This is a genomic window from Actinoplanes sp. KI2 (assembly GCF_025630775.1).
Lineage (GTDB): Bacteria > Actinomycetota > Actinomycetes > Mycobacteriales > Micromonosporaceae > Actinoplanes.
Genome location: NZ_JAOSZE010000036.1, coordinates 90,996 through 108,727, shown reverse-complemented (window position 1 = coordinate 108,727; position 17,732 = coordinate 90,996). Strand labels below are relative to the sequence as shown.

Below are 17,732 nucleotides of genomic sequence, written 5' to 3'. Positions count from 1 at the left end.
ACGGCCCAGCAGGTGCATGTGCCCGGCGATGGCGTAGATGGTGCCGGCTTGCGGGACCGGGTGGTCGCACTGCTGGCTGGCGCCGGGCGTCGGGGTGCCGTGATCGCACATCTGCGCCAGCGCGTCCTCGATGGAGCCGATTTCGTCGCCGAAGCGGCGGGTCACGTCGGCGACGGCCGCGTTCCGGTCGCACAGCGGCCCGGACTCGCCGGCCGCGCAGGGCAGTTCCACCGGGGCCCGCAGTTTCACGGTTTCCAGCGGCGCGAGCTTCTTGGCGCCGTCGGCGAGGCGCAGCCGGATGCTGGACTGGTCGGTGCCGCCCGGCTTGCCGCCGGTGGCCAGCAGGTTGTAGTGCACCTGCATGACCAGCAGGCTGCCCGGCGGCATCGGGTAGCCGACGCCGGGGGTCAGCAGTGTCTCGTTGGCGCCGGGCGCCCAGTGCGCCACCCACCCGGCGTCGCCGCCGATGCCGGCGCCGCCGAAGCAGGTCCATCCCTCGCCGGGGTCGGCGGCGTCGACGGCGCGCGCCTTGGCGGCCTGGCCCGGCTCGACCCGGAAGAAGGTCGCGTGGTGCACGATCGCCGTGTTCTGCGGCAGGAACTGGCTTCCGGTCAGGTACGCGTTGGCGGTCACCTTCGGGTCGACCAGGAAGCACCGGTATTCGTCGGTCCCGCCGTGGGGTGCCACCGGCTCGTACGGTCGTGGGATCTGCAGCGTGACGAACCGTTCACCCGCGCGTAGCGGTGCGGCCGCCGGGATCGGCTCCGAACCGTGCTCGTGTCCCGCATGCCCGGCCGCCCCCGAACTGGCGCCCCCGCCGCCGCATCCGGCCACGATCATCGCGACCGCCAGACCGGTCGCGAGGGCGCCGAGCCGCCGTGTTCTCCGTGTCGTCCGCACCGCAATTCGCCTCCGTCCCCGTAGGCACATCTGCTTCGAGCATGGACAAGCCACCTTTACGGTACATCTCGGGAAAATCCTGTGAGAGCCACCTGAAACGGCAAGGACACGATCGAGCAGTTTTGACGAGGCCAGGCGGCCGCGGCGGCCTGGGCGTGGCGTTCATCGCAGATCCGAGCCTTCGCCGGCATGGGCGGCTCGCCGCCGGCGTGGACTTCGCCGTGGGCCAGGCTCTCGTGATCAAGTCCTGCCGAACGCGGCCAGCGCCACCAAGAACCTGGGCATGCTCAACATGGCCAACACCGGCGGCTACCGGTCGCTGTTCGGAGTCCGCGACCGAATGGCACGCGAGCCTCGACCCGCCTCAGGGCTGCAGCCTCGCCGCGGCGGTGAGGGTGACGAGCAGCAGAGCCATCAGGCACAGGCCGGCGGGAAGACCCCAGGCGATGTCGTACGGGCTGCCGACCGGCCCGGCTTCAGCGCCCTGATCCTGCAGCACCCAAGCGAGCTGGTGCGACCCGTCGCCCGGGGAAGCGCCGCCGTGGGCGAACCCGGAGAGCCATCCCCACCCTGCGACGGCCAAGGCCACGACCACGCCCGCCACTGCCCATCGGTCCCCGAGCGCCCGCACGGGAAACGCCCGGACACCTATCACCGTCAGGCACAGCAACACCGCCAGCCAGCAGAAATGCGGACCGGTCCAGGCCGATGCCGTGCTGCCGTCCACCCTGGTCCACCACGGCGCGAAGCTCACCGCGGCGAGCAGGAGTCCCAGCACGACCTCGGCGCGGCGAACACGCGGCAGCCACGAATGATCCGGCACGACTCCATTGTGGCGGGTGCTTCCAGCCACGACGCCGGCACCCAACAGCCTTGAACGGCCGGCTCAGTCGTCGGCCGCTTGTACCGCGGCGGCGATCGGCTCGAGGCCCGCGATCAGCTCGTCGAGCTCGTCCGGGCTGAGAATCTCGTACGCCGGCGCCGCCAACTCGTCGGTGAGGGCCTCGATCCGCTCCCTGGTCTCCCGGCCGGCCGGGGTGAACCCGCCGGCGGCGTCTACCAGGCCGCGGCCGCGCAACCCGTCGACGACGGCGGCCAACTGTGCCTTCGGCAGGTGGTGGACCCGGCCGAACTCCTCGGCCCGCATTCCGAGGGACAGAGCCAGGAGGACGTGCGCCTCGGTGCCGCCGATGCCGTGGGCGAGGAGGGCGGCGTTGTGACCGTCCCCGCGGTGCTCCCGCAGCAGCGTCGCCGCGTGCCAGAGCCTGGCCACCGGCTCCCCGGGCACGTCGAGCGCCCGGAGCCCGGCGTACAGCACTCGGCCCTCGGTCGGCGCGCTGACCGCTGCACGGGTGGCGAGGTCGGCGACCCGCACCAGGGCCGGGGAGTCGGCGAGCTCCCCGATCATCTGCCGCAGTGCGGCGGCGCTGCCCCGTTCGCGTACGGCGATCGCCTCCCGCGGGGTGGTCTTCCCCCAGACCCACGGGATGTGGCGCGCCACCTCGCCCTCGGCGAAGTTGTAGAAGACCGCGTGCACCACCTCGGCCGGTGCCATCCCCAGCGGCGCCGCCCGGCCCGCGAAGTATCCGTCCCAGTAGTTGCGCATGCCGATGGCCAGGAACGCGTCGTTCGGCACCTCGGAGAAGGTGACGGTGGCGATCGGCTCGACGAGCTCGAACATGCGGTGGACCTTGGCGGGTGGATGCGGCATCGGTCGGTTCTCCCTGATCGTCACGGCGGCTTTTCACCCTTGCTACGAACAACGCCGCCCGGATACGACAAACGCGGCCCCCGTTAGGTGTGACTCAAGAAAAGCCCTCCACGAGCTGCGGCAGTGCCTGTTGACCGAGCTCACTCCGTACGGTCATGCGGAAATGCCAGATCGCCTCGGCCCACTTCTCGTACGTCGTCCGGTAGCTCTCGGATTTCGTCGTCGCCCCGTCGCGGATGGCGCTGCGGATCTCGCCGAGCCGCAGAAAGGCCGCCTCGCCGGCGACCGCGACCGGCTCCGTGGCAATCATGAGCAGCCGCTCCCGCGCGCCGTACGCCTCACCCAGCGCCCGCCCAGCCGCGGCCCGCCGCTCGTCCCCGGTCGCCGTCCCGTTGCCGATCTGCCGAAGCGTGTCGTGCGCCGTGTTCAGGGCGAGCGCGAACCCGACGTACACCTCGCGGCGCAGCTGCTGATTGTCCCGGTCCCGCTGCCGGCGGTCCCGCCGGACATCCGTGAGCAGGGTGCCGGAGAGCGCGATGGCGGCACCGACCGTCGTGGCGATGAGCGGCAATAGATCCATGCGGCCAACGCTATCGGTGTCGTCCGAGGGCAACGGTTCGACATCGGCGACCTACCGGAGGAGCAGGAGTCGCCGGCTGAGCTCGGCGGACCGCAGCAGTCGCATCGGCGCGGGGCTGAACGTGCCGGATGCCAACCCGGTCAGCTGCGCACGCGTGACCCTATGGCGATCGAACACCCGCGCTCTCACCCCGTTCGCGGTCGGCGATGTCGGCGGTGACCCGCCGTCGTACGTGCGTGATGATCCGGCTCAGATCGGCGCAGTAGACGGACCGGTTGAGAAAACCGCGGCCGGTCGCGTACCGGTGCGCGTAGTGACCGGCGCCGCACAACTCATGGATCGAGCAGGCGACGCACTCGGCGCACAGCGCGGCCGCCCCGAGCTGACGCGCCACGATGCCCGGATGGCGAAGCGCCTGGTCGAAGGAGTTGGTCGCGATGTTCAGCCCGGTGGCGGACGCGCCCGGGAAGGCCGATTTCAGGGAGTCGACCTGCTCGATGTCGCCGTCGGACTCGACGACCGCGACGGTGACCGGGCTGAGGCCGACCTGTTCCGACCGGCTCGCCCCGCCGAGAACGAGGCTGAGGATCTCTTCGAGAACCCGGACGCGGGTCTCCTGCCGGGGCGCGTCGTACCAACGGTCGAACACGGCGACCAGCCAGTCGCCGTACGCGTCGTCGCGCTGGTCCGGCCGCGTCGGCGGGCGGCTCCAGTTCGCGTGCGGCAGCAGGAAATCGATCTGCGGCGGTCGATGCCGCAGCAGCGCCTCATAGACCTGGGCCGGGTCGGTCGTGACGTCGATCGTGCAGAGGATGCCCGCGAATATCGGCCGGTAGCGGGCGTCGGTGAGCAGGCCCAGAGCACGCTCCACGGCGGCGGCGCTGCCCCGGCCGTCCGCGTGCCGGCGGTGCCGGTCGTTGTCGGCGCCGGCCCCGTCCATGCTGACCCCCACCTGGACGCCTTCGGCCCGGAACAGGTCGAGCATCGGCTCGTCGAGCAGCAAGCCGTTGGTCTGCACCGCGATCTGCAGACGGCGGTCACCGATGTCGGTCTTCAGCCGGCCGATCAGGGCGGCGAGGCGATCGCGGCCGCTCAGGAGCGGTTCGCCGCCGTGGAGGATCACCCGTACCGTGTCCAGTTCGTGCTCGCGGGCATGCTCCGCGATGCGGGCCGCCGCGGTCCGCAGGACCTCGCCGGACATCACGCTCGGTCGATCGCGCCAGCTGTGGTCGCCCATCGCATAGACGTAGCAGTAATCGCAGGCGAGGTTGCACCGCTGGTTGATCTTGAGGACGAACTCCCGGAAAGCGTACGGCCGAAAGCCCCCCGCCAGCGCGGCCGTGACATCCAGATCGGCCGGCCATTCGTGCGGCCGGGTCATGGGATGTTGCCGAAGCCAGCCGTGATCTCGTCGGCCTCGACGACATCCTTGACCAGCCGCCGAATCGCCGCGTCCCATACCCGGTCTCCGTGGGTGACGAGCTGGAGCAGAGGAATCTTGGTGACGTCGGGAACGGCCTCGTCCTCCGTGGAGAGGCCTTCCGGGCCGCCAGTCGTAGCGTTCATCCACCAGCCTTCCGCGTCCGCGGCTTTGGTGAGTCACGGTCGTGCCAGCCGGCTTTGCCGCCGGTGTCCGCACTCGCGCCGTCCGGAGCACCTCCGGTGGCGCTGGAACCGCAAAGGATCTCGATGGAGGTCTCGGGCCCCGACCGAGAGCTTTTGGACACGATACTTCGACGCGCATCGGTTTCGCAGGCCGCATGCGGATGCCGAGCTTGTCCCGCAGGTTCCCCGGCCGACTCATGTTCGAGCGTGGTGCGGATGTCCAGCGCGCGGGCCCGGACCTCGCGGGCGCGGATGGCGTCGGCCGGATCAGGCGATTGAGGTAACCGTGAGGTGCGCCGACAGCGCTCGCAGGAAGTCCGCCGCGTCGAAGATCTCCCCGGCCGAGGTGACACCGCCCGCCCGATGAGTCCGGCCGGTCAGGATCCGGTCCACCGCCTCCACCGCCAGCGGCGCGCTGACCGCGTAGATGTCCCGCCCGCTCGCCGTGCTGCGCCGCTGCGTGCCGCCGGTGCGCACGACCACGTCGACGGTGAAGGTCTCCGCCGTCCGTCCGGACTCCTCGACCGGGACCGCCGCGGCCAGGCCGGTGGCCGCCTCGATCGTCATGTACGTGTGCACCTCGCTCACGCGCAGGTGGCTCGGCACGGTCACCACGTCGGGCATGGTGAACCCGCCGAGAACCGCGCGGCGCCCCAGCGGCGCCGGGAACTCCCATTCCACCGTGGGCAGATCGCCCTCGGCCGGGTAGTACTCCAGCCGGCCGCCGGTGTAGCGGACCCGCCGGCCGCCGCGCCGGTCCCGCGAGACCACCCCGGCGGCCAGCGTTCCGGCCGTCGGCTGCCAGCTGCTCAGCCCGTACGCGACATGCACCTCGTCCGCCGCGCCGATGTCGCCGATTGCCCCCGCGCTGGTGTCGCCGGTGGCCGCGTCGGTGTCGCCGATTGCCGCCGTCACCAGCAGGTCGCCGAGCCCGCCGTAGAAGGCCATGGCCGGCACCACCACGACACCCGCCTCCCGCGCCGGTTCGGCGTAGCGGTCGAAGGTGTCCACATTGGCCTCGATCTCGGCCGCCACGTCCACATACGGGATCCGGGCCCGCAACGCCGCCTCGATCACCGGCCCGGCGGTCGACGCGAACGGGCCCGCGCAGTTGATCACCGCGGCGGCGCCCTTCACCGCCGCGTCCAGGGAGGCCGGGTCGCCGGCCGACGCGACCCGGTGCTCCAGCCCCGGATGCTCGGCCGCCAGCGCCTCCAGCCGATCCGCGTTCCGCCCCAGAAGCAGCGGAGCGAACCCGCGAGCGCGCAGCTCCGCCACCACGAAACGGCCGGTGTGCCCGTACGCCCCGAACACCGCCACGGTCTTCATCGCCACTCCTCCGCGCCGCCCAAAAGATCGTCTACCCGGATCCTCCGGCAGTCCCCGGCCCACGGCGAGTGTCTGGAACGCCAATGCCCGTACAGTTTCGGACATGGCCACGATCGCGCTCGCCGCCACCGACGGCATGCTGCACTTCGAGTTCGCCGCCGCCTGCGAGATCTTCGCCCGGGATACCACCGGCCTCGCCGACCCGTGGTACGACATGGTCGTCTGCGGCGCCGGCCCGGTCCGCGCCGGCCGGTTCACCGTGCAGCCCGACGCCGGGCCGGACCGGCTCGCCGGCGCCGATACCGTGATCGTCCCGGCCGTCGACGTCGACGCCGAGCTGCCCGCCGATCTCGTCGACGCCGTGCGCGCCGCCCATCAGGCCGGCGCCCGGATGGTGTCGCTGTGCACCGGCGCGTTCGTGCTCGCCGCCGCCGGTGTGCTCGACGGCCTGCGCGCCACCACCCACTGGGCACACACCGGCGAGCTGGCCGCCCGCTACCCCCGGGTGCACGTCGACCCGGACGTCCTCTACGTCGACAACGGCAAGGTGCTGGCCTCGGCCGGCAAGGCCGCCGCCATCGACCTGTGCCTGCACCTGATCCGCCGCGACCACGGCTCGACCGTCGCCAACGCCGTCGCCCGCCGCCTCGTCGTCCCGCCCCACCGCGCCGGCGGCCAGGCCCAGTTCGTCACCACCCCGGTCCCGGCCCGCGACGACCACCCGCTCGGCGGCCTGTTGCCCTGGGTGATGGAACGCCTCGACCATCCGCTGACCGTCGAGGACCTGGCCCGGCAGGCCAACATGAGCTCCCGCAACCTGGCCCGGCTGTTCCGCTCGGCCACCGGCACGACACCGCTGCAATGGTTGTCCACCCAGCGGGTCCGGCGCGCCCAGGAGCTGCTCGAGAGCAGCGACCAGAGCATCGACGTCATCGCCGAGGCCGCCGGCCTGGGCACGGCGACGACACTGCGCAGACATTTCCACCGTACGGTCGGAGTCGCGCCGGACACCTACCGACGCACCTTCCGCGCGGGATAGGTGCGGCAGGGCGACCTAGGCGTGGAGTAGGTCCGCAAGGCGACAGTTGCGGCCCGTGGGGGTGTGTCGTTTCTGAGGTCGTCCGCCGCAGTACGTCTCTCTCGGAGCTGATGACCACGTTGGGCAGGCGCACACCGAAGAAGCCGAGGCCACCGGCAGCCGGCCGGAAGACCGCCGCCCCGAAGCCGGCCGCCCCGACGAGCTCGACTGTCAGTACCACCACGATCACCGCGGTGGCCTCGGTCATAGTGGCCCTGGTGGGTGCCGTGGCGGTCACCTTCCCGGCGTTTTGCGGGATGAAGAGGTGGTGCGACGCCAAAGCAGCCGTGCCCCCATCGCCCAGCGCCACACCGGCACAGCCGACAGCCACCTCGCCGCTGGGTGACGCCCCGTCGCTGGGTGACGCCCCGTCGCTGAGTGACGCCCCGCCGCTGGGTGACGCCCCGCCGATGGGTGACAACCCGCCGCCGGGCGACGCCCCGACGACGGCGACCAACCGGATCGACGGCGCCGACCCGGGAGCGGCGCCGGGCCGCACCGCAAGCCCGCCGGCCCGCGCCGGGGCAACGACACCCGCGGAGCCCCGGGAGCCGGCGCGCACCGCCGGCGGCCCGACGGTCACCGAGAGGCTCGTCGTCACCTCCGCGGTCTACCTCGACGTGGACTCGGACGCGATCCCCTTCAACGACACGGGCACCGCGGACGACGATTTCCAGATCGAGCCGGGCACCATCACCAGACATGGCAACGCGCGGTTCGCGCCGCAGGGTCACGACAGCACCTGCACCGTCGTGGCGCAGAACGCGGTCAGGAAACTGATCGGCGAGGGACCGTTCTGCGGTACCTCGGGCGACACGCTCAACCCCCGGCGCTTCGTCCTGCGGTTCACCAAAGCCACCGCCGCGGGCGACTACGAGGTCGAGGTGACCTACCTCAAATGATCTTCAGAGGCGGCTCCGGCGCAGCTGGACGGCGATCGTGGGGTCGGTGATCTTGTCGTCGGCGGCCAGCATGATGGCCTTGGACAGGATCACCGAGAGCACCGGGTCATCGTCGAAGGGCAGGACGACCTTTTTCGCCTTGGCGCGGTCGGGGACGATGCACAGGTACGCGTCGTCGGGCTCCATCAGGATGTTGGCCGAGCCGAGGTGGATGCGGTATGACCCGAGCCTGCCCCGCACCCGCAGGAAGCGCTCCTGCAACTCACACCGCGGACCCACGGTCAGGCGAGGCAGCAGGCGGGCCAGCGCGTCGCGGCGCATCTCGGCGCTCGGGGTCAGCTCGGCGAACGCGGCGCGCAGGCGGTAGTCGTGGAAGCGCTCCTCGCCGCGGTCCTGCCAGTCGTCGTCGGCGGCGATCGACGTGACGCCGACGAACAGGTCGACGTCGCGCATGGCCTCGCTGAAGACCAGATGCGGCACCTCGGCGAGCGGGGTGATCGCCCAGGCCCGGCCGTCCCGCCGGCCGAAGCGGACCTGGTCGGTCGTGCAATAGGGCTGCTCCGAGGTGCTCGACTCGACCCAGTCGTGGAAGAAGACGGCCTGCCATTCGCCGCCGCCGAACTCCTTCTTCGCCTCGCCGTGGTAGCCGTCGTTCCAGCCGCCCAGATAGTTGGTCGCCCAGCCGCGCTCGCGCATCAGCGCGTTCGCCTGGCGGTAGTGCAGGATGTGCGCGGCGAACCGGTTGGAATAGGTGTGCGTCTGCTCCTCCGCCGGCGTCAGCCGGTAGACCTCGCGAAACGCCTGTTTGACCGGCTGCCGCAGCTCGGCCGCGAGGAGGTGGCCGCGCCACCGGGCCACCTCGGGCGCGCCGGCGAGCGCCGGGTGCCAGAGCCGCACCCGCCAGTCCTCGCCGGGCACGGAGTCCAGATCGGACAGGGTCCAGCCGGTGTCGGCCCGCTCGGGTAGCCCCGAGATCCAGGTCGTGCCGTCCGGCGAGACCTGCCAGATCAGGTGCCGGGCGGTGACGCCGGTGATCGGGTGGTCGAGGTATCGCCGCGCCCACGTGGCCCAGTTCCAGACCCGATCCTGGGAGAAGAGTCCCTCCACCCGGAGCCGCTCCACGCCCAGCGTCTTGTTGATCTCGGTGGCCAAGCGGCGTGCCGGTGCCACCGCGTCCTTCCACTCGGGCGGCACGGCGCGCAGCAGAGCACCATTCCGGTACGCCTGCAGCCGCGCCCGGCCGGAATCGGTGGCCACCACGGCTTCGTCGCCCTCGCCCATGCTCCAGGCGCGCCGGCCGGTGTGGTCGAGACCGTGGTCGTCCACCGTCAGCTCGAGTGCCTCGCCGGGCGTCCAGCCGCGCTCCCGGCCCATCCGTTCCAGGGCGGTGCGGACCCGTGACAGCAGGGACCTGTTGCGTACGGTCAGGCTGAGCCGGGCCAGCATCTGCACCGGAGCGTCGCCCGGGCGCGGGGCCAGAACGTCGACCGCGGCGGCCGCGGCCTTGGGCGCGACGAGGTCCCCGCCGCCCCGCCGGATCGGCGTGGCGAACGCGGCAGCGACGTCGCAGAGCAAGGCGGTGCTCTCGTCGCCGACGACACGCGACTGCAGCCAGACCAGCCCGCGCAGCAGCACGTCGACGTAGTCGTACACGCGATCGGCCCCGCCGCGATAGGCGCCGAGCAGAAGCCCCACGGCCTGCCGTGCCTCGGGCACGGCGGCCAGCCGCTCGTCGGCCTCGCGCAGCCAGGCCTTCGCCGGTGCCGGTTTGGCCAGGTCGGCGGCGAACCGGAAGACCTCCTGGACTCCAGCGTCGGTGAGCAGCGGCCGGAGGCCGGAGGTGTCCCCGCGGGCACTGCGCATCGCGATCGACAGGTCGGCGGGCACTCCTTGCTGGAAACGGCCGAGTGCGGTGCCGTAGAGCCGCGCCAGTCGGCGCAGCCCGTCCTTACCGACCCAGAAGGTGCCGTGCAGCGCGGCGAACACGGCCGACAGCTGGTCCTCCAGACCGTCCAGGTCGGCCGGATCGACCGCGACGGCGATCAACCCGGGCACCCAGAACGGGGCGTCCGAGTTTGCCCTGCGGGGGTCCTTGCGCAGCAGCAGGCTCAGCGCCCAGATCAAATCGTCCCTGGTCCAGGGAGTGTCGAGCCCCTCCGCGACGGCCAGGGCACGGCTGTAGTGCTGGAGTGAGGAGGAGTTCTTGCGCACCACGAACTCGTGGACGAGCCGGAGGGCCTGGCGGCGCACTTCGCCGTTCTGACCGGCCAGCGCGTGGACCGCCGGGCCGCGGATGATCTGATCGGCGAGCGCCCGTGCCGCGTCGACCTGCTGATCGGTCATCAGCCACCGACCAGCGGCGTCAACCTGATGAACGCCACGGCGTGCGCGCGTTCCAGGTCGATGATCTCGTCGAGATCCTCGATCTGCCGGTCACCGGCAATCATCACGAACGCGTTGCTTGCGAACCCCGCGCACGCGGCGTCGGCCTGTGCCTCCCAGTCCAGCCGCGGGCTGGCGGGATCGGCCGGCCGCACCAGCCCGCGGAACGAGTCGTGCCGCGCCGGGGCGGCGTTGAACCGGGCCACCTCCTCGCGCACCCGCAGGCGCACCAGCTCCCGGGCGCTCATCCGCTCGGGCAGGCCCGGCAGCACCCACTCGTCGAGGGCCCGGCCGGCCATCGTCTCGTCGCGCACGACCACCTCGGTCATGAACCCTCCCCGTCGTGTCTGCGCCAGATGATGCCCGACGAGTACGACACTTTTCGGGATCGGCCGCGCGGGTCAGGCGCCGAGGCGGTGGGTCAGCGCGGTGTGGCGGCGGCCGGCGCCGACGGTGCGGATCGCGGCGGCCAGGGCACGGCGGGAACCGACCAGGACGACGAGCTTCTTGGCCCGGGTGACGGCCGTGTAGAGCAGGTTGCGCTGCAACATCATCCAGGCGCTGGTGGTGACCGGGATGACCACGGCGGGATACTCGGAGCCCTGCGAGCGGTGGATGGTCATCGCGTACGCGTGGGCCAGCTCGTCCAGCTCGTCGAAGTCGTACTCGATGGACTCGTCCTCGTCGGTGCGTACGGTCAAGGTCTGCTCGTCGGGGTCCAGGGCGGTGACCACGCCGATGGTGCCGTTGAACACCCCGGCCTGCCCCTTGTCGTAGTTGTTGCGGATCTGGGTGACCTTGTCGCCGACCCGGAACACCCGGCCGCCGGCCCGCCGCTCCGGCAGACCCTCCCGACCCGGGGTGAGCTGCTGCTGCAACAGCGTGTTCAGGGCACCCGCGCCGGCCGGGCCGCGGTGCATCGGGGTCAGGACCTGTACGTCGCGGCGCGGGTCGAGGCCGAACTTCCGGGCGATCCGGGTGCAGGCGACCTCGACGGTCAGTGCCGCGGTGGCGTCGGTGTCCTCGCACGCGAACAGGAAGAAGTCCGTCATGCCGGCCAGCAGCGGCGGCCGGCCCGCGTTGATCCGGTGCGCGTTGGTGACCACGCCGGAGTCGGCGGCCTGCCGGAACACCTGAGTCAACCGGACCCGCGGCACGCTGTCCGCGGCGAGCAGGTCCCGCAGCACCTCGCCGGCGCCGACCGAGGGAAGCTGGTCGACATCGCCGACCAGCAGCAGATGGGCGCCGGACGGGACCGCCTTGACCAGCTTGTTGGCCAGGATCAGGTCCAGCATCGACGCCTCGTCGACCACCAGCAGGTCCACGTCGAGCGGATTGTCCCGGTCGTAGCCGGCCTCCCCGCCGGGCTGCAGCTTGAGCAGGCGATGGACGGTCGCGGCGGGCTGCCCGGTCAGCTCGGCGAGGCGTTTCGCGGCCCGCCCGGTCGGGGCGACCAGCAGGATCTTCGCGTTCTTCGCGGCCGCGAGCTCGACGATCGACCGGACGGTGAAGCTCTTGCCACAGCCCGGACCGCCGGTCAGCACCGCTACCTTCGAGGTGAGCGCCAGCCGTACCGCCTGCTCCTGTTCCGGCGCCAGCTCGGCGCCGGTGCGCGCCCGCAACCAGCTCAATGCCCGGTCCCAGTCGACACCGGCGAAGGCGGGCATCCGGTCGGCCCGTTCCCGCAGGAGGGTCAGCAGCGAGCCGGCCAGCGAGATCTCCGCCCGGTGGAACGGCACCAGGTAGATCGCCGCGACCGGTCCGTCCGGACCGGGCAGCGTCTCCCGGACCACGCCCTCCTCGGTGACCAGATCGTCCAGGCAGCGGCCGGCCAACCCGCCCGGCACGTCCAGAATCTTCGTCGCCTCGGCGATCAGCCGATCGCTGGGCAGGTAGCAGTGGCCGCCGTCGGTGGCCTGCGACAGCGTGTACTGCAAGCCCGCCTTCACCCGTTCGGGACTGTCGTGCGGGATCCCGACCGCCTGCGCGATCGTGTCGGCCGTCTTGAACCCGATACCCCACACCTCCGCGGCCAGCCGGTACGGCTCGGTCTTCACCACGTCGATCGACTTCTCGGCGTACTTCTTGTAGATCCGCACCGCGATCGACGTGGACACTCCCACGCCCTGCAGGAAGACCATGACCTCCTTGATCGCCTTCTGCTCCTGCCAGGCCGCGGTGATCTTCGCGGTACGCTTCGGGCCGAGCCCCGGCACCTCGACCAGCCGGCCCGGCTCGTCCTCGATCACCTCCAGCGTCGTCAGGCCGAAGTGCTCGACGATGCGCTCGGCGAACACCGGCCCGATCCCCTTGATCAGCCCGGAGCCCAGGTAGCGGCGGATGCCCTGGATCGTCGCGGGCAGCACGGTGCTGTACGAGATCACCTCGAACTGCCGCCCGTACTGCGGATGCGACGACCACCAGCCGCGCATCCGCAGGCTTTCGCCGGGCTGCGCCCCCAGCAGCGACCCGACCACGGTCAGCAGATCCGACCCACGATCGGTCGCCACGCGAGCCACCGTGTAACCGGTCTCCTCGTTCACGAACGTCAACCGCTCCAGCACCGCCTCCAGCACATGCGGCGCCGGCCGGGACGACACACCCGCGGACACCGGCCCATTCTGCCCAATCCGCGGCGGTACGACCCCGGTGCCTCCTCAGATCTTGCGGCCGCGTTGGGCGATGCCTTGCGGGCCGTACGGGTATTCGCCGACCACCGGGGTGCTGGCGTCGGTGAGCAGCGTGGTCTCCTTCTCCGACAGGTGCAGGTCCGCGGCGCCGAGGTTGTCCTCGAGCTGCTCGAGGGTGCGAGCACCGAGGATCACCGAGGTGACGGCGGGCCGGTCGGCGAGCCAGGCGAGCGACACCTGGGACATCGACGCGCCGCGTTCCTCCGCGATGCTGCGGACGGCATCGAGGATGTGCCAGGTGCGGGTGTCGGAGTTGCGGGGACCGTACGCCTCCATGCCGCGGCCCGGGTCCTCGCCGAGGCGGGTGGCTCCGGTGGGCGTGTCATCGCGCGCGTATTTGCCGGTGAGCCAGCCGCCGCCGAGCGGTGACCAGGGCAGGATGCCGATGTTCTCGTTGCGGCACACGTCGACGAGCTCGAACTCGATTTCGCGGACGAGCAGGTTGTACTGCGGCTGCAGGCTGACGATCGGGGCGAGCCCGCGGAACTGGGTGATCATCGCCGCCTTCTGCAGCTGCCAGCCGAGGAAGTTGCTGACGCCCGCGTACCGGATCTTGCCGGCGCGAACGGCGTCGTCGAAGAACGCGAGCGTCTCCTCGATCGGGGTCAGCGGGTCCCAGGCGTGCGCCTGGTAGAGGTCGATCGTCTCGACGCCGAGGCGGCGCAGGCTCGCGTCGAGCGCGCGGGACAGGCTCACCCGGGTCAGCCCGGCCGAGTTTGGGTCGTCGCCCATGGGGAAGCGACCCTTGGTGGCGATGACGAGCCGGTCTCGTACCCCGGGCCTGGCCCCGAGCCAGCGGCCGATGACCTCCTCGGAGACGCCGCGCGAGTAGACGTTGGCGGTGTCGATGAAGTTGCCACCGACCTCGACGAAGCGATCGAGCTGGGCGTGGGACACCTCCTGACTGCTCTCGTTGCCGAACGTCATCGTGCCCAGGCACAGCGTCGACACGATCGTGCCGGTGCCGCCCAGAGTGCGGTACTCCATCAGTCAGCTCCTCACGCCGAGTTGACCCTCATCATTCTCCGGCCGGCGCCGGTTAAACGACCAAATCTCGCTGCGCCGGCCGGCGAGCTGGCGCGGAGGCTCGCCGCCGCCGAGATCGTCCTGGACGAGGGCGCCGACCGGATCGACGTGCGCCGCCGGCTGCTGGCGCGGTTATGCGGCCCACCTGCTGTGGCGGGCCGGCCCCACACCGTAGGGTCGGTGGATGCGTGAGCTGATCCGACCGCTGATCGTCGCGCCGATGGCCGGCGGTCCCTCGACGCCGCCGCTGGTGATCGCGGCCGCGGAGGCCGGCGGGCTGGGCTTCCTCGCGGCCGGTTACCAGACGCCGGCGGCGGTCGAGGACGAGCTGCGCGCGGTCGGCGGAGCGCCGTACGGTCTCAACATCTTCGTGCCCCGGCCGGCTCCCGCGGACGTCGAGCCGCTCGAGCGCTACCGGCAGCTGCTGCAGGTCGAGGCCGATCGCTACGGGGTCGAGCTGCCGCCGTTGCGACTCGCGGACGACGATCATTTCCCGGCGAAGGTCGACCTGGCCGTCGCGTACGGGATCCCGCTGGTCAGCTTCACGTTCGGGGTGCCCGGCCCGGACGTGGTGGCGGCCCTGCACGCGGCCGGCAGCGCGGTGCTGATCACCGTGACGTCCCCGGACGAGGCCCGCCTTGCGCTGACCGCCGGCCCCGACGCGCTGATCGCCCAGGGCGGCACGGCCGGCGGCCATGCGTCCACCGTCGATCCGCTCGCCTATCGCGGCACGGCCACCGCGGCCGAGGTGCTGGCGGCGGTGCGCGCGATCACCGACCTGCCGGTGATCGCGGCCGGCGGCGTCGCCTCGGCCGCCGACGTGCGCGACCTGCTCGACGCGGGGGCGGCGGCGGTGCAGTGCGGCACCTCCTTCCTGCTTGCCGACGAGGCCGGCACCCGGCCGCCGCATCGGGCGGCGCTGCTCTCCGGCGACTACCGGGAGACGGTCGTGACCAGGGCGTTCACCGGGCAGCCGGCGCGCGGGCTGCGCAACCGGTTCATCGACGAGTACTCTGCGGCCGCCCCCGTCGGGTATCCGGCGATCCATCACCTGACCGCGCCGATCCGGGCCGCGGCGGCCGCACGCGGCGACCAGAGCGCGCTACACCTGTGGGCGGGCACGGGCTTCGCCTCGGCTCGTCCCGGGCCTACCGCCGCCCTGGTAGAAGATCTTCTGCCGTAGCCGACAACCGGACCGGCGGCCGACCCCGTCTGAGGGGTGGACAGACCCAACGGAGGGACGGGGCGATGCCGGACGGTTCGGAAGAGGACTACGTCGACTACGTCTCGGCGCGGATTCCCGCGCTGCGGCGCCTGGCGTATCTCCTCACCAGCGACGCGCATCGCGCCGACGATCTGGTGCAGCAGACCATCACCACGCTGTACGTGAAGTGGCGGCGGGCGAGAGCCGCCGACAACCTCGACGCGTACGTGCGCACGATGCTGGTCCGAACGTTCCTGGACGAGAAACGCCTGGCCTGGGCCCGGGTCAGGCTGTTTCGCGAGATGCCCGAGCCGCCGCCGGTCGAGGACGGCGGCAGCGAGGACCGTCAGGTGGTTCGCGCGGCCCTGCGCCGCGTGCCCCGCCGTCAGCAGGCCGTTCTGGTGCTGCGGTTCTACTACGACCTGTCGGTGGAGGAGGTTGCGGCCACGCTCGGCTGCACCACCGGCACGGTCAAGAGCCAGACCTCTCGCGGGCTTGCCGCGCTGCGCCGCCTGCTCGGCGAGCACGACTTAGCGGGTTTCGCCGCGAATGCCGTGCCCGGCCGCAAGGCGTCGTAGCAGAGATATCGAGTCCGCGGCCCGGCGGTGAGACCGGGCCGTGCGACAGGGCCGTGAAAGATGAGGGAGACGACCATGTCATCCGAGATCGACCTGCTTCGGTCGCTCGATCCCGAGCCACCGACTCCGTCGACCGTCGACATAACGCGAGCCATCGCCGCCGGGCGGAAGCGGCGGCTGCGCCGGGGGGTGGGTTATGCGGGCGTGGCGGCGGTGACCACGCTCGCCATCGCGGGGGCAGCCGTGGCCGTGGGCCAGCACGGGAAGACCACGAAGCAGCCCACGACCGTGGCGGCGTCACCGAAACCGTCGGCGTCCAAGGTGCCCAAGGGCAACTACACCATCCCGAGTACGCCGAACTGGGGGACGGTGGAGGCGATCCCGCCGACCAGCTGCACGATCGAGAAACTTCCGGTGCCGGACGGCGTGAGGATGGCGCTGGTCTCGGGTGGCGACCCGGGCGGCAGCTGGTTCGTCGGCCGCTCCTACCCGAAGGGCGGCGGCTACCAGGCGGTCATCTGGCACGCCGGCACGGCGACGAAGGTGATGCTGCCCGGCGATCTGGAAGAGAACCTGGTGGACGTCACCGCGAACGGCGACGCGGTCGGCTGGAGCTACGTCCAGAGCGGGGCCGACGGCGTCAAACGGCCGTACGCGTACGTCGGCCGCAAGATCGTCCAGCTGAAGGGCGTGGCCACCGGCGCGGCGAACGCGATCAACGAGGCCGGCGCGATCGCCGGCGAGGGCGGTGCGAACCCCGGCACGGGCCGCGACCAGGCGGTGGTCTGGCCGTCGGCGACGGCCGCGCCGATCGTGCTGCCGGTGCCGAAGGGCACCGCGGAGTCGACAGCCAGCGACATCGACGAGGACGGGACCGTCGTCGGCAGCCTCGACCTCAAGGTGCCGTACGTCTGGTTCGCCGACGGCACGTACCGGGCCCTGCCGCTGCCCACGATCAACGGAAAGAAGGCGGTGAGCGCGCGGGTCTTCAGCATTCGCAACGGCTGGGCGACCGGGGTAGCCGATGCCACGTCGCAGGACCTGGCCGGCGCCAACCCCGGGGACGGCGTGGCGGTCCGGTGGAACGTCCGGACCGGCGAGGTGCGGCTCGACGACCGCGGCTGGGACGACATGGTCGACGCGACGAACGCGCAGGGCTGGGCGGTCGGCATGATCAAGGGGCGGGCCACGTACGTCGCCGGTGACCACAAGATCGTGCTGCCCGAGGTGGCCAAGCACGATGCCGGCACGCTCTCCACCATCGCCAACACGTTGAGTGACAACGGCAAGGTGATCGGCGGGCAGTCCGACGACGCCTCGGACACCATTCGCGCCGTCGTCTGGCACTGCCAATAGCACGTGTCCGAGCCCACGGCGAGCGCTCAGCGATTCCACAGCAATCCGACGCACAGTAGTAGCAGCTACCCTGTTCGGTAACTGGAGGAAAGATGCTCGCCCTCGTCAGCCTGGTGCTCTTCGCTCTGCAGGTGCTGCTGATCGCTCGCGCGGTGCTGGACTGGTCCGTCGTGCTCGCCGGCCCGTCGGTGGCCGGTTCCGTGCGATACCGACTGACCCGCGGCGTCACCGCGATCACCGAGCCGATCCTCGCGCCGGTCCGGCGGGTCCTCCCGCCGCTGCGGGTGGGTGGGGTCTCGTTCGACCTGGCCTTCATCGTGGTGTTCTTCGCGATCGTCCTGCTCCGCTCGTTCCTCTGACCCCTCCGGCACGCTGCGCCTCCTCCCCCTCG

17 protein-coding genes are annotated in these 17,732 nt (G+C 71.5%); 6 read left to right on the top strand and 11 right to left on the bottom strand.

Going from position 1 to position 17,732, the window contains the following annotated elements; all coding sequences use genetic code 11:
- From ODJ79_RS33290 to ODJ79_RS33260, 7 genes are all read right to left on the bottom strand, one after another.
- Nucleotides 1-900: monooxygenase (locus tag ODJ79_RS33290; protein WP_263027604.1), on the bottom strand; the 900-nt coding region annotated here is incomplete at its 3' end.
- 364 nt (nt 901-1,264) lie between these two features.
- Nucleotides 1,265-1,723 (bottom strand): hypothetical protein, encoded by a 459-nt coding sequence (locus tag ODJ79_RS33285; RefSeq protein ID WP_263027603.1) that lies wholly within the window; start codon nt 1,721-1,723, stop codon nt 1,265-1,267.
- Nucleotides 1,724-1,786: 63 nt separating this feature from the next.
- A complete protein-coding gene (locus ODJ79_RS33280; protein WP_263027602.1) occupies nt 1,787-2,581 on the bottom strand; it encodes a MarR family winged helix-turn-helix transcriptional regulator in 795 nt (264 codons plus the stop codon).
- Nucleotides 2,582-2,705: 124 nt separating this feature from the next.
- Complete coding sequence (locus ODJ79_RS33275; RefSeq protein ID WP_263027601.1) at nt 2,706-3,191, bottom strand: hypothetical protein; 486 nt, start codon at nt 3,189-3,191, stop codon at nt 2,706-2,708.
- A 160-nt stretch (nt 3,192-3,351) separates the two neighbouring features.
- On the bottom strand, nt 3,352-4,572 hold the full coding sequence (locus tag ODJ79_RS33270; RefSeq protein WP_263027600.1) for an FxsB family cyclophane-forming radical SAM/SPASM peptide maturase: 1,221 nt from the start codon (nt 4,570-4,572) through the stop codon (nt 3,352-3,354).
- Complete coding sequence (locus ODJ79_RS33265; protein WP_263027599.1) at nt 4,569-4,757, bottom strand: hypothetical protein; 189 nt, start codon at nt 4,755-4,757, stop codon at nt 4,569-4,571. Before ODJ79_RS33265 ends, ODJ79_RS33270 begins: the two co-directional genes overlap by 4 nt.
- Before the next feature lie 306 nt (nt 4,758-5,063).
- On the bottom strand, nt 5,064-6,125 hold the full coding sequence (locus ODJ79_RS33260) for a saccharopine dehydrogenase NADP-binding domain-containing protein (protein WP_263027598.1): 1,062 nt from the start codon (nt 6,123-6,125) through the stop codon (nt 5,064-5,066).
- Nucleotides 6,126-6,228: 103 nt separating this feature from the next.
- Here ODJ79_RS33260 and ODJ79_RS33255 point away from each other — a divergent pair, with 103 nt between their 5' ends.
- Both ODJ79_RS33255 and ODJ79_RS33250 read left to right on the top strand, forming a co-directional pair.
- Entirely contained in the window at nt 6,229-7,164 is a 936-nt protein-coding gene (locus ODJ79_RS33255; protein WP_263027597.1) for a helix-turn-helix domain-containing protein, read from the top strand.
- Nucleotides 7,165-7,397: 233 nt separating this feature from the next.
- Nucleotides 7,398-8,105, top strand: coding sequence for a hypothetical protein (locus ODJ79_RS33250; RefSeq protein ID WP_263027596.1), 708 nt, complete (start codon nt 7,398-7,400; stop codon nt 8,103-8,105).
- Nucleotides 8,106-8,108: 3 nt separating this feature from the next.
- Here ODJ79_RS33250 and ODJ79_RS33245 read toward each other — a convergent pair whose 3' ends face one another.
- The 4 genes from ODJ79_RS33245 to ODJ79_RS33230 all read right to left on the bottom strand — a co-directional run bounded on the left by ODJ79_RS33245 (nt 8,109) and on the right by ODJ79_RS33230 (nt 14,164).
- The gene (locus ODJ79_RS33245; protein WP_263027595.1) at nt 8,109-10,448 is read right to left on the bottom strand and encodes a DUF4132 domain-containing protein; all 2,340 of its coding nucleotides are present in this window, start codon (nt 10,446-10,448) and stop codon (nt 8,109-8,111) included.
- Nucleotides 10,448-10,816 carry a hypothetical protein gene (locus tag ODJ79_RS33240; protein WP_263027594.1) on the bottom strand — a complete coding sequence of 123 codons (369 nt, stop codon included), beginning with the start codon at nt 10,814-10,816 and terminating at the stop codon, nt 10,448-10,450. The genes ODJ79_RS33245 and ODJ79_RS33240 overlap by 1 nt, the downstream gene beginning before the upstream one ends.
- A gap of 72 nt (nt 10,817-10,888) precedes the next feature.
- The gene (locus tag ODJ79_RS33235) at nt 10,889-13,099 is read right to left on the bottom strand and encodes an ATP-dependent RecD-like DNA helicase (RefSeq protein ID WP_263027593.1); all 2,211 of its coding nucleotides are present in this window, start codon (nt 13,097-13,099) and stop codon (nt 10,889-10,891) included.
- A gap of 45 nt (nt 13,100-13,144) precedes the next feature.
- A complete protein-coding gene (locus tag ODJ79_RS33230; protein WP_263027592.1) occupies nt 13,145-14,164 on the bottom strand; it encodes an aldo/keto reductase in 1,020 nt (339 codons plus the stop codon).
- A 223-nt stretch (nt 14,165-14,387) separates the two neighbouring features.
- On the opposite strand from ODJ79_RS33230, the gene ODJ79_RS33225 reads away from it, so the two are divergent.
- The 4 genes from ODJ79_RS33225 (at nt 14,388) to ODJ79_RS33210 (ending at nt 17,700) form a co-directional block, all read left to right on the top strand.
- The gene (locus tag ODJ79_RS33225; RefSeq protein ID WP_263027591.1) at nt 14,388-15,386 is read left to right on the top strand and encodes an NAD(P)H-dependent flavin oxidoreductase; all 999 of its coding nucleotides are present in this window, start codon (nt 14,388-14,390) and stop codon (nt 15,384-15,386) included.
- A gap of 65 nt (nt 15,387-15,451) precedes the next feature.
- Nucleotides 15,452-15,985, top strand: coding sequence for a SigE family RNA polymerase sigma factor (locus tag ODJ79_RS33220; RefSeq protein WP_263027590.1), 534 nt, complete (start codon nt 15,452-15,454; stop codon nt 15,983-15,985).
- Nucleotides 15,986-16,060: 75 nt separating this feature from the next.
- The gene (locus tag ODJ79_RS33215; protein ID WP_263027589.1) at nt 16,061-17,341 is read left to right on the top strand and encodes a hypothetical protein; all 1,281 of its coding nucleotides are present in this window, start codon (nt 16,061-16,063) and stop codon (nt 17,339-17,341) included.
- A 92-nt stretch (nt 17,342-17,433) separates the two neighbouring features.
- Entirely contained in the window at nt 17,434-17,700 is a 267-nt protein-coding gene (locus ODJ79_RS33210; protein ID WP_263027588.1) for a YggT family protein, read from the top strand.
- The last annotated feature ends 32 nt before the right edge of the window (nt 17,701-17,732 follow it).

Excerpts from the sequence above, each read along its gene's own strand:
- ODJ79_RS33280 (WP_263027602.1), bottom strand. The coding sequence starts at position 2,581 with ATGTTCGAGCTCGTCGAGCCGATCGCCACCGTCACCTTCTCCGAGGTG.
- ODJ79_RS33275 (WP_263027601.1), bottom strand. The coding sequence starts at position 3,191 with ATGGATCTATTGCCGCTCATCGCCACGACGGTCGGTGCCGCCATCGCG.
- ODJ79_RS33270 (WP_263027600.1), bottom strand. The coding sequence starts at position 4,572 with ATGACCCGGCCGCACGAATGGCCGGCCGATCTGGATGTCACGGCCGCG.
- ODJ79_RS33265 (WP_263027599.1), bottom strand. The coding sequence starts at position 4,757 with ATGAACGCTACGACTGGCGGCCCGGAAGGCCTCTCCACGGAGGACGAG.
- ODJ79_RS33260 (WP_263027598.1), bottom strand. The coding sequence starts at position 6,125 with ATGAAGACCGTGGCGGTGTTCGGGGCGTACGGGCACACCGGCCGTTTC.
- ODJ79_RS33255 (WP_263027597.1), top strand. The coding sequence starts at position 6,229 with ATGGCCACGATCGCGCTCGCCGCCACCGACGGCATGCTGCACTTCGAG.
- ODJ79_RS33245 (WP_263027595.1), bottom strand. The coding sequence starts at position 10,448 with ATGACCGATCAGCAGGTCGACGCGGCACGGGCGCTCGCCGATCAGATC.
- ODJ79_RS33240 (WP_263027594.1), bottom strand. The coding sequence starts at position 10,816 with ATGACCGAGGTGGTCGTGCGCGACGAGACGATGGCCGGCCGGGCCCTC.
- ODJ79_RS33230 (WP_263027592.1), bottom strand. The coding sequence starts at position 14,164 with ATGGAGTACCGCACTCTGGGCGGCACCGGCACGATCGTGTCGACGCTG.
- ODJ79_RS33225 (WP_263027591.1), top strand. The coding sequence starts at position 14,388 with ATGCGTGAGCTGATCCGACCGCTGATCGTCGCGCCGATGGCCGGCGGT.
- ODJ79_RS33220 (WP_263027590.1), top strand. The coding sequence starts at position 15,452 with ATGCCGGACGGTTCGGAAGAGGACTACGTCGACTACGTCTCGGCGCGG.
- ODJ79_RS33215 (WP_263027589.1), top strand. The coding sequence starts at position 16,061 with ATGTCATCCGAGATCGACCTGCTTCGGTCGCTCGATCCCGAGCCACCG.
- ODJ79_RS33210 (WP_263027588.1), top strand. The coding sequence starts at position 17,434 with ATGCTCGCCCTCGTCAGCCTGGTGCTCTTCGCTCTGCAGGTGCTGCTG.